This window comes from Nitratireductor aquibiodomus NL21 = JCM 21793 (genome assembly GCF_000615975.1).
Taxonomy (GTDB): domain Bacteria; phylum Pseudomonadota; class Alphaproteobacteria; order Rhizobiales; family Rhizobiaceae; genus Nitratireductor; species Nitratireductor aquibiodomus.
Map to the genome: position 1 here is coordinate 1 of NZ_BAMP01000129.1, position 9,495 is coordinate 9,495.

The 9,495-nt window shown below is 63.1% G+C and carries 6 protein-coding genes and 3 pseudogenes; 2 read left to right on the forward strand and 7 right to left on the reverse strand.

The window, feature by feature from the left end:
- Positions 1 to 134 precede the first annotated feature (134 nt).
- From JCM21793_RS21630 to JCM21793_RS27655, 3 genes and pseudogenes are all read right to left on the reverse strand, one after another.
- Entirely contained in the window at positions 135 to 1,190 is a 1,056-nt protein-coding gene (locus JCM21793_RS21630; protein WP_025031696.1) for a substrate-binding domain-containing protein, read from the reverse strand.
- 40 nt (positions 1,191 to 1,230) lie between these two features.
- Positions 1,231 to 2,297, reverse strand: a pseudogene (locus JCM21793_RS27650) (ABC transporter permease).
- Between the two features lie 3 nt (positions 2,298 to 2,300).
- A pseudogene (locus tag JCM21793_RS27655) lies at positions 2,301 to 3,817 on the reverse strand (sugar ABC transporter ATP-binding protein).
- A gap of 292 nt (positions 3,818 to 4,109) precedes the next feature.
- On the opposite strand from JCM21793_RS27655, the gene mtnK reads away from it, so the two are divergent.
- Both mtnK and mtnA read left to right on the forward strand, forming a co-directional pair.
- Entirely contained in the window at positions 4,110 to 5,375 is a 1,266-nt protein-coding gene (gene mtnK, locus JCM21793_RS21645; protein WP_007007862.1) for an S-methyl-5-thioribose kinase, read from the forward strand.
- Positions 5,372 to 6,481, forward strand: a complete 1,110-nt coding sequence (mtnA, locus tag JCM21793_RS21650; RefSeq protein ID WP_025031697.1) for an S-methyl-5-thioribose-1-phosphate isomerase — start codon at positions 5,372 to 5,374, stop codon at positions 6,479 to 6,481. Before mtnK ends, mtnA begins: the two co-directional genes overlap by 4 nt.
- 304 nt (positions 6,482 to 6,785) lie before the next feature.
- On the opposite strand, the gene JCM21793_RS27660 is transcribed toward mtnA, so the two are convergent.
- The 4 genes and pseudogenes from JCM21793_RS27660 to JCM21793_RS29570 form a co-directional block, all read right to left on the reverse strand.
- Complete coding sequence (locus JCM21793_RS27660) at positions 6,786 to 7,457, reverse strand: SDR family NAD(P)-dependent oxidoreductase (RefSeq protein ID WP_244439946.1); 672 nt, start codon at positions 7,455 to 7,457, stop codon at positions 6,786 to 6,788.
- A 178-nt stretch (positions 7,458 to 7,635) separates the two neighbouring features.
- Entirely contained in the window at positions 7,636 to 8,418 is a 783-nt protein-coding gene (locus JCM21793_RS21665; RefSeq protein ID WP_025031698.1) for an SDR family NAD(P)-dependent oxidoreductase, read from the reverse strand.
- Between the two features lie 13 nt (positions 8,419 to 8,431).
- Positions 8,432 to 9,256 (reverse strand): purine-nucleoside phosphorylase, encoded by an 825-nt coding sequence (locus JCM21793_RS21670; protein WP_025031699.1) that lies wholly within the window; start codon positions 9,254 to 9,256, stop codon positions 8,432 to 8,434.
- Positions 9,257 to 9,279: 23 nt separating this feature from the next.
- A pseudogene (locus tag JCM21793_RS29570) lies at positions 9,280 to 9,495 on the reverse strand (amidohydrolase family protein); the annotation flags it as partial.

Consider the following 9,495-nt stretch of genomic DNA (forward strand, 5'->3'; position numbering starts at 1 on the left):
CCCCCCATATCCCTGCCCTTTCCCTCATCCTGAGCTTGTCGAAGGGCCAAGGGAAAGTGCACGCACCATCATCTCCGCGCGAAACAAAAAGGGCGACCCGAAAGCCGCCCTCTTCGATCCAGTCCCGTGCTGCCTCAGTCCCGCGCAGGCAACGGCATCCAGTCCGGCACGGCCACATCGGCATGGGCAAACTGCGGCATCTTCGCCGAGAGATCGTCCATGTTCTTGATGTCGCCGTCGTTCAGCGCCTTCTGCGTAATCAGCGTCGGCGGAACGATCACGCTCTTGCCCGGCTCCTCACCGGCCAGAAGCATGGCAAGCGCGCGCACCGAAACCTCGCCCACAACGGCAGGGTTCGTGGCCGCCGTCGCCACCCAGGCGCTGCCCGGCTCGCGCATGGCGGAAATGTCAGCCGTCGAAACGTCAGCCGAATAAATCTTGATACTCTCGGAAAGACCGGCCTCGTCCACGGCGATCTTCACCCCCTTGGCGAATTCGTCATAGGGCGCGAACATGACCTGAATGTCCGGGTTTGCCGTCACCACCGAGCGCGCCTGGTTGGCCACCGAATTGGCGATCGGATTGTCGAGCGTGCCGAACTGCGCCACTTCCTCGATGCCCGAATATTTCTCCTTGAACTCGCGCCAGGTCTCGTCGCGGCGGTCGAGCGGCGCGATGCCGGCCACATAGACATAGCCCGCCTTCCACGCTTCGCCATTGTCGGCAATAGCCTGTTCCAGCGCCAGACGCGCCAGATCCCGGTCGGACTGCTCGATCTGAGGGATCGCATCGTTCTCGACATTCACGTCGAAGGCCACAACCTTGATGCCCGCATCGACGGCGCGCTGTGCGGCTTCCTTCATGGATTCGGTCAGGCCGTGCTGGATGATGATGCCATCGACGCCAAGCGCAATCGCCTGATCCACCATGTCGGCCTGAAGGGCGGCGTCCTGCCGGCTGTCGAGCACGCGCAGGTTCACGCCCAGCGCCTCAGCCTGCTTTTCCACGCCCGAAAGATAGGCCTGAAAGAAATCGCCCGTGGAAAGATAACGCACCAGCGCGATCTCCACATCGCCCGGATTGTCGAATGGCGCGGGTTTGTCCTGCGCGCCGGCGGCTGCCGGCAGAAGCATGGTGGCGCCGGCCAGTGCCGCGGCCATCTTGCCAAGAAGTCTGCGTGAAATTTCCATACTCTTACTCCTCCACTGCCTGTTTTCTCTTGAACGGGCGCTACCGGGCATTCCTCCCCAGAAGCGCAAAGGTGAAGATCAGAGCGATGACGAGCACCGCGCCCTTGACGAAATCCTGCGTGTAATACGGCACGTTCATCATGGTGAGCCCCTGAAGGAGCACGCCGACGAACAACGCCCCGATGGCCGTTCCGAACGCGTTCGGCTTGGCCGCGCCCAGCACCGCAAAACCGATGAGTGCCGCCGCCACCGCATCCAGAAGCAGATTGTTGCCCGATGCAATGTCGCCGCGCCCAAGGCGTGCCGCCAGAAGAATGCCGCCGATGGAAGCGAAGACACCGGAAATCACATAGGCCCAGATGCGATAGGCCTTGACCGGCGCACCGGCGAATTCCGCGGCGCGCGCATTCGATCCCACCGCATACATCATGCGACCAAACCGCGTGTATTCGAGGAAGAACCAGATCAGGATCGCCAGCACGATCAGCACCACCACCGACGCCGGCACGAGGTTTTCGATAAACAGATCGAACCGGTGCCGCCCAAGCGCCAGAAAGGCCTGGCTGAACGTGCTTCAGCCGTCGAGCCGTCGGGCAGCGTCATGCCGGTGGCGATGGAGCGTCCTTCGGTCGGGATGCGCTGCAGACCGATCAGCAGAAACATCATGCCGAGCGTGGCCAAAAGATCGGGCACGCGCATGTAGCAGATGATGAGACCATTTATCAGCCCGACCAGCGCGCCGATGGCGAGACACACCAGAACCGCGACGAGCGCGTTCTGCTCCAGCACCACCATCACATAGGCCGCCGCCATCATGGAGCTTGTGGCGATGGAGCCGATGGAAAGGTCGAAGCCGCCCACCACCAGCGTCGCCGTCACGCCGAGCGCCAGAATGCCGGTGATCGAAACCGATTGCAGAATGAACACCGCCGCCTGCGGCGAGGTGAAACCGCGCGTGGCAAGCGAGAAGAAGACGATCAGGCCCACCAGCAGGCTCAGAAAGCCATAGCGGATTGCCAGCTCGCGCAGCGAGCGGCCGTCTTTCGGCTGCGCCAGCGCCTCAGCCGGGGTTTCAACCGGGGTCTTGTCCGCCGTACGGCTGTCCATTCTCTAAACGCTCCCTGCGGGTTCCAGACGCTGGCCGGCCACTTCGGCCAACAGCCGGTCCATATCCACGTCGCATTGCGATGCTCGCCGACAATCGTGTTCTCGGACATGACGAGGATGCGGTCCGCCGTCTCCAGCGCCTCGTCCAGTTCGGTCAGAAAGACCAGTGTCGCGCGGTCGCCCGCACTTTCGCGCAGCTTGGCCGCGATGTCGTGGCGCGCGGCAATGTCCACGCCCTGAAACGGTTCGTCCAGAATGAGCAACCGCGAAGGTTGCGTCAGCCAGCGCGCCACCGTCACTTTCTGCTGATTGCCGCCTGAAAGCGTTGCCAGATCGTCGCGCTCGGAGCGGCACACGATCTTGAGGTCCGCGATCTGCTCGCGCGCGGTCTGCCGCTCAGCCCGCCGCCGCGTCACGCTCATGTTCGAGAAGCGCGGCAGAAACGGCAGGCTCATATTCTCATAGATATTGAACTCCGGCACGATGCCGGTGGAAGCGCGGTCCTTGGCGACAAGGAAAACACCATCCCTGACCGCGCTCGCCGGCGTTCCGGGTGCATAGGCCCTGCCATCGAGCTGCATGGAGCCGGCAAGCGGCGCATGAATGCCGAACAGCGTTTCGGCAAGCCGCGTCTTGCCGACGCCCACAAGCCCCGTCACCGCCACAACCTCGCCAGCGCCGAGTTCCATGGAAAGCGGTTTCGCGCCCGGTGCGATGCGCAGATCGCGGACCGAGAAAACCGGCGCGCCGGCAGCCCGCGCATCGATGCTGTGAAGGCCGAGATTCTGGCCCAGCATGGCGTTCACCGCGCCCTCATAGTCGAGCGGCTTCTCGTCGAATTGCCCGACGATGGCCCCGTCGCGCAGGCTGACGATGCGATCTGCCAGACGGCGAATGTCCGACATGCGATGCGAAATGTAGAGAATGGCGACGCCGCGCGCCCGAAGCCGCTCGATCAGCGCAAAAAGCCGTTCGGCCTCATGGCTCGAAAGCGAAGAGGTCGGCTCGTCGAGGATCATCACCTGCGGCTCATGCGCCATGGCGCGTGCGATGGCCACCATCTGCCGGTCGGCCAGCGGCAGGTCGGTCACCTCGGCGCTGAGGTCGATCCCGAGCCCCATGCGCTCGGCCACCTCGCGCGCCTCGCGCCGCACCTTTCGTGGATTGAAGAAAAAGCCGCTACCAGCGCCATTCAGCCGGTCGAGCACCAGATTGCTGGCCACGTCGAGCGCGCCCACCACACCGTCGTTGATGTTCTGGTGCACCGTCACCACGCCAGCGCGCATCGCTTCTGCGGGAGTGGCAGGAGAGAAGGGTTTGTCGCCCAGCATCATCATGCCACGGTCGGCGCGATGAACGCCGCTCATGACCTTGACCAGCGTCGACTTGCCGGCACCGTTGGCACCCATCAGAACCGTCACCTCGCCGGCGCGCAGGTCGAGCCCCACTCCACGCAACACAGCGTTGGGTCCAAATGCCTTTGTCAGGCCGGCAATGCGAAAGATGGCGTTGTCGCCCATGCTCTCCTCCCAATGTGACGCTAACAGGTAACAAGCATTTGTCAACATGATTGACAAATGACAGAGCCTTGGTAGCGTATCGCCTGAACTGACGGCATGAGAGGGTGGTGGTCACCAGTCTCGGTCTGCGCCTTTCACGCTTCCCCTTTCTGCAGGATCGGGGAGCACGATGAACAGGTTGGGCTCGTGCTTCTTCTCCCTTCCGGAGAGAAAATTTGTGCGGGAACACTGGCAGATACAGGACGCGCGCCATCCATCGCCGGTCCAGGCGCGAAAGGGAGGAGATGGAGAGATGAAAGAGAACGCCTTCGAGGCCCTGACGGTGGAGACCCTGCCGGAGCGCCTTGGCAACATTCCGGAGATTGCCGGCCGCCTCGGCGGCGCACCGGTGGACTGGAAGGTCCGCGAGGTGGGAGATGGCAATCTCAATCTCGTTTTCATCGTCGAGGGCGGCAGCGAAACGCTCATCATCAAGCAGGCGCTGCCCTATGTCCGTCTGGTCGGCGATAGCTGGCCGCTTCCCCTGAAGCGCTCCTTCTTCGAATATCACGCGCTGACCCGCCAGGAAGAGCGCGCGCCGGGAACCGTGCCTGCCGTGCATTATTTCGATGAAACGCAGGCGCTGATTGCGATGGAGTTTCTTTCGCCGCACATCATTCTCCGCCGCGCCCTCATCGAAGGGCAGGAACTGCCGAAGATCGGCAGAGACCTCGGCCTGTTCATGGCGCGCACCCTCTTCCGAGGGTCCGACCTTTCCATGAAAGCGGCCGACCGCAAGGCCGATCTCGTGCTGTTCTCGGACAATGTCGACCTGTGCGACATCACCGAGAACCTCGTTTTCTCTGATCCCTACTACGAAGCGCCGATGAACCGGCACACGCCGGGTCTCGATGCGCTGGTGAAGGAACTGCGCGCCGATCGCGATCTCAAGGTCGAAGCGCAGCGGATGAAGCATCTCTTCGCATCGAAAGCCGAGACCATGGTGCATGGCGACCTGCATTCGGGCTCCGTCATGGTCACGCCGGACGACACGCGCATCATCGACCCCGAATTCGCCTTCTACGGCCCCATGGCCTTCGATGTCGGCATGCTCATCGCCAATTACTGGATGGCCTATTTCTCGCAGCGCGGCCACGAGCAGAACGGCAGCCGCGCCTCTATGCGCGCCTATCTTCTGCGCGTTATCGAGGAAACGTGGAGTACTTTCCGCGACGAGTTCGCCCATCTGTGGCGCACCGAACGCAGCGGAATTCTCTATCAGGCCGCCCTATATGAAGATCAGGATGACGGGCTTGCCGCCGAACAGGCGCTCAACCACGTGATCCACGATCTGTGGACCGACATGCTTGGCTTTGCCGGCATAGAGATGCACCGCCGCATTCTGGGCCTCGCCCACAATGCGGATTTCGAGGACATCGCCGACGAGAGCCTGCGGGCTTCGTGTGAAGCACCGGCGCTGAAATTCGGCCGCCACATCGTCGTCAATCGCAACAAGATTCAATCGCTCGCCGAGCTCGACCGGCTGGCGGAAGCACTCGATCAGGGGAAATTGTCATGAAGGTTGGAGACAGGCACTACCGCACCATCTGGGTGAACGAGGATGGCTGGTCTGTCGATCTCATCGACCAGCGCTGGCTGCCGCACGAGCTGCGCGTTGAGAATGTTCGCACCGTCGAAGGCATCGCCACCGCCATCCGCGACATGTGGGTGCGCGGCGCGCCGCTGATCGGTGTCACCGCCGCCTATGGCGTTGCCATGCGCATGCGCGAGGACGCTTCCGATGCCGCACTCGATGCGGTGTGGGAACAGCTCCACGAGACGCGCCCCACGGCGATCAACCTGCGCTGGGCGCTCGATGAAATGCGCGGCCTTCTGCGCAAGCTGCCGGAAGCGGAACGCGCCGCGGCGGCCTATAAGCGCGCGGGCGAAATCGCCGACGAGGATGTGGAGCTCAACCGCGGCATCGGCCTTCACGGGCTGGAAATCATTCGCGAAATCGCCGCCCGCAAAAAGCCGGGCGAGCCGGTGAACATCCTCACCCACTGCAATGCCGGCTGGCTGGCCACCGTCGATTTCGGCACCGCCACCTCGCCCATCTATCATGCGATGGAAGAGGGCATTGCCGTTCATGTCTATGTGGACGAGACCCGCCCACGCAATCAGGGCGCGCAGCTCACCGCGTGGGAGATGGCCGGTCACGGCGTGCCGCACACGCTGGTGGTGGACAATGCCGGCGGCCACCTGATGCAGCATGGCATGGTCGACATGGTGATCGTCGGCACCGACCGCACCACCGCCGATGGCGATGTGTGCAACAAGATCGGCACCTATCTGAAGGCGCTGGCGGCAAAAGACAACAATGTCCCCTTCTACGTCGCGCTGCCCTCGCCCACCATCGACTGGACGGTGCATGACGGCGTGAAGGAAATTCCGATCGAGGAACGTTCGGGCGACGAGGTCTCGCTGGTCTGGGGCAAGGATGAGGACGGCAAGGTTCGGCAGGTGCGGATTTCGCCCGAGGCATCCCCCGCCGGCAACCCGGCCTTCGACGTGACACCCGCCCGCCTCGTCACCGGTCTCATTACCGAGCGCGGCATCGCCGATGCCTCACCAGAAGGGCTCGCCAAGCTCTTCCCCGACCGGGCGAAATCGGACGCTGCGTGAATTTCAGAAAACGATTCAGAAATCCGGGAGAATCACCTGATTCTGAATCGTTTTCGGGAATTTTCAGGCGTTTTCCGGAAAACCGGAAATCGCCCCGCCCTCGTGGTTCGACAGGCTCACCATGAGGCTATATCGACGCCTCTCCTGCCGCCTTGATGCCGCCCTCCGCCACACCAAAAGCCCTCATAATGAGCCTGTCGAACCACGAGGGCAGCATCAACCCCACCGGCGAACGTCATGCTGTCCGCCGCCACGCCAAAGGCCCTCATGGTGAGCGTGTCGAACCACGAGGGCAGCGCGCCGATCAGTAAGGCGTGTCGCCACCATCGATGGTGATGGACTGTCCGCGGATAATCGTTGCCGCGTCCGACAACAGGAAGACAATCACACGCCCCACCTCGACCGGCTGGATGTGACGGCCAAGCTGTGCGGGAACCATCTGCTTCATCATCTCTTCCGACTTTGCCTCATCGCCGCCGACGATGAAGTCCGCCACCGTTTTCAGCATGTCGGTTGCCACGCCGCCCGGGCACACGGCATTGACGTTGATCCCGCGCGCTGCCCATTCGAGCGAGAGCGAACGGGTCAGGTTGATCACGGCCGCCTTGGAGGCGTTGTAGCCGGCCATATTGGGATAGCCGACCTTGCCGGCATTCGACGCAATGTTGACGATCGCGCCGCCCTTTTCCATCTGACGCGCTGCGGCCTGCGAGGCGAGCAGAACGCCCTTCACATTGACCGCCATTTCGAGATCGACATCGTCTCCGGTCAGTTTGTCGGCTGCCCCGAGCCGCACCACGCCGGCATTGTTGACGAGCCCGTCAAGCGTGCCCATGTGGGCAACCACCTCGGCGAATGCGGCCTCCATGCTGGCGCTGTCGGTCACGTCGCTTGCAGCCGCCATGACATTGGGTTCGCCGCCAAGATCCTTGAGTGCCGCTTCGAGTTTTGGCCCCGGCAGATCTAGCAGCGCCACGCGCCCGCCCGCTCGATGATCGCCTGAGCGATGCCACGGCCAATGCCGCCGGCTGCCCCGGTAACCGCGATGACCTTGCCTTCAAGTGCCTTCATTCCAAGCCCCTGTCATTCTTCGGAACCCACCTCACGGTCTGATTCCGATTCTTGTTGTAATTGTCTGTTTCAGCTTTGTTTTCTCACCAGGTCGAACGGGCGCTGACGCCACCATCGACCGTGATGTTCGTCCCGCTCACCCAGCGCGAAGCCTCGGAGAGAAGGAAGAGCACGGCGTCGCCGATATCCTCCGGCTGGCCGAGCCGGCCAAGCGGTGCCGCCTCCTTCCAGCGGTTGACACCTTCGGGCCATCCTTCCTCGATGCCGTCGCGGTGGATCAGGCCGGGCGAGACGGAATTGACGCGAATGCCAAGCCCGCCAAGCTCCAGCGCCGCTGCCTTGGTGAACATCAGAAGCGCTGCCTTGGAGGCCGCATAATGGGCATGGCCGGGGGCCGGCTGATGCCCTTCGATGGAGGCAATGTTGACGACCGCGCCACCGCCACCACGCGCCTCCACATGGTCGGCAAAAGCGCGCGTCAGGAGAAACGGCGCGCCGGTGTTGATCGCCATCATCTGCGCCCAGCCGGCCTCGTCGATCTGCCTGAGCGCCTCGACGGGCTGGAAGCCGGCATTGTTGACCACGCCGTGAACAGCTCCGAATTTTTCAAGCGCCGCTTTCATGAGAGAGGCCGCTTCGGCTTCCTTCGAAAGGTCACCGCCGGCAGCTATAGCCCGCGCGCCAAGTTCGCCGGCAAGCGCCTCTGCGGCGCCTTTATTGCCGTTGTAGTGGCACACCACATTTGCGCCGGCTTCGTGGAGCCGCCGTGCGATGCCGCCGCCAATGCCGCCGCTGGCGCCGGTGACGATGACCGTGCGACCGGTGAGATCAAGCAGGGATGCGACGGGTGGGATGGTTGCAGCCATGATCAGGCTCCTTTCAGATTGGGCAGAAGCTTGGCCAAGATCGCTCGATTTTGCGCCCGGCAATCTCGGCATTGGCAAACACGTCTTCGATCGTGTCGGGCTGCTGGTCGGGACCGCCGGTCGCCTTGTTGGTGATGGCCGAAAGCCCGATGACGGGCAGCGATGCGTGGCCGGCGGCAATCACCTCGGTGACCGTCGACATGCCGACGGCATCCGAGCCGGAAGCGCGGTAATAGCGACGCTCCGCCGAGGTTTCGAGGGACGGCCCCAGAACGCCCGCATAGATGCCCTGCCGCACGGCAATGCCAGCCGCATCCGCCGCTTTGCGCGTGAGCTCGAGCAGGTCAGGATCATAGGCGCGCGACATGTCGGGAAAGCGCAGGCCGATGGCGTCGTCATTGGGGCCGACCAGCGGGTTCAGCCCCGTGAAATTCATGTGATCCTCGATGAGCATCACGTCTCCGGGATCGTAATCGGGATTGAGCGAGCCGGCGGCATTGGTGACGATGAGCGTTTCGGCACCGAGGCGCTTGAGCAGATAGACGGCAAGAGCGATGTCGCGCGGCGACCAGCCTTCGTAAAGATGCAGCCGGCCCTGCATCATGATCACGCGCTGGCCCTCCAGGTTGCCGATCACGAAAGCGCCCTTGTGGCCGGGTGCGGTGGAGACCGGAAAGCCCTCGACCTCTCCGTAAGGGATCGTGACGGCATCCTCCACCCGGTCGGCAAGCTGGCCGAGCCCCGAACCCAGCATGATGGCGATGGGTGCTGGCGCGCCTGCCCGCTTGGCGATGGATGCATGGGCGCGCTCAAGACGCGCGAGTTGGCTTTCGCTCATTTCATTCTCCCAGGGTTTTACTGTCAGGCCACGGTGGCGGCGATGCGCGGCGCGAGCTCTGCCACTGCGTCCAGCGTGTCGTCGATCGTGTGGCGGGTGAGCACGCCATCGCGCACCACCTGCTCGCCACCGACGAACACATGGCGCACGTCGGATTTGGCGGTGGAATAGACGAGATGGGTAACGGGATCGAACATCGGCACCGCATGCGGTCGCTTCACGTCGATCAGGATCATGTC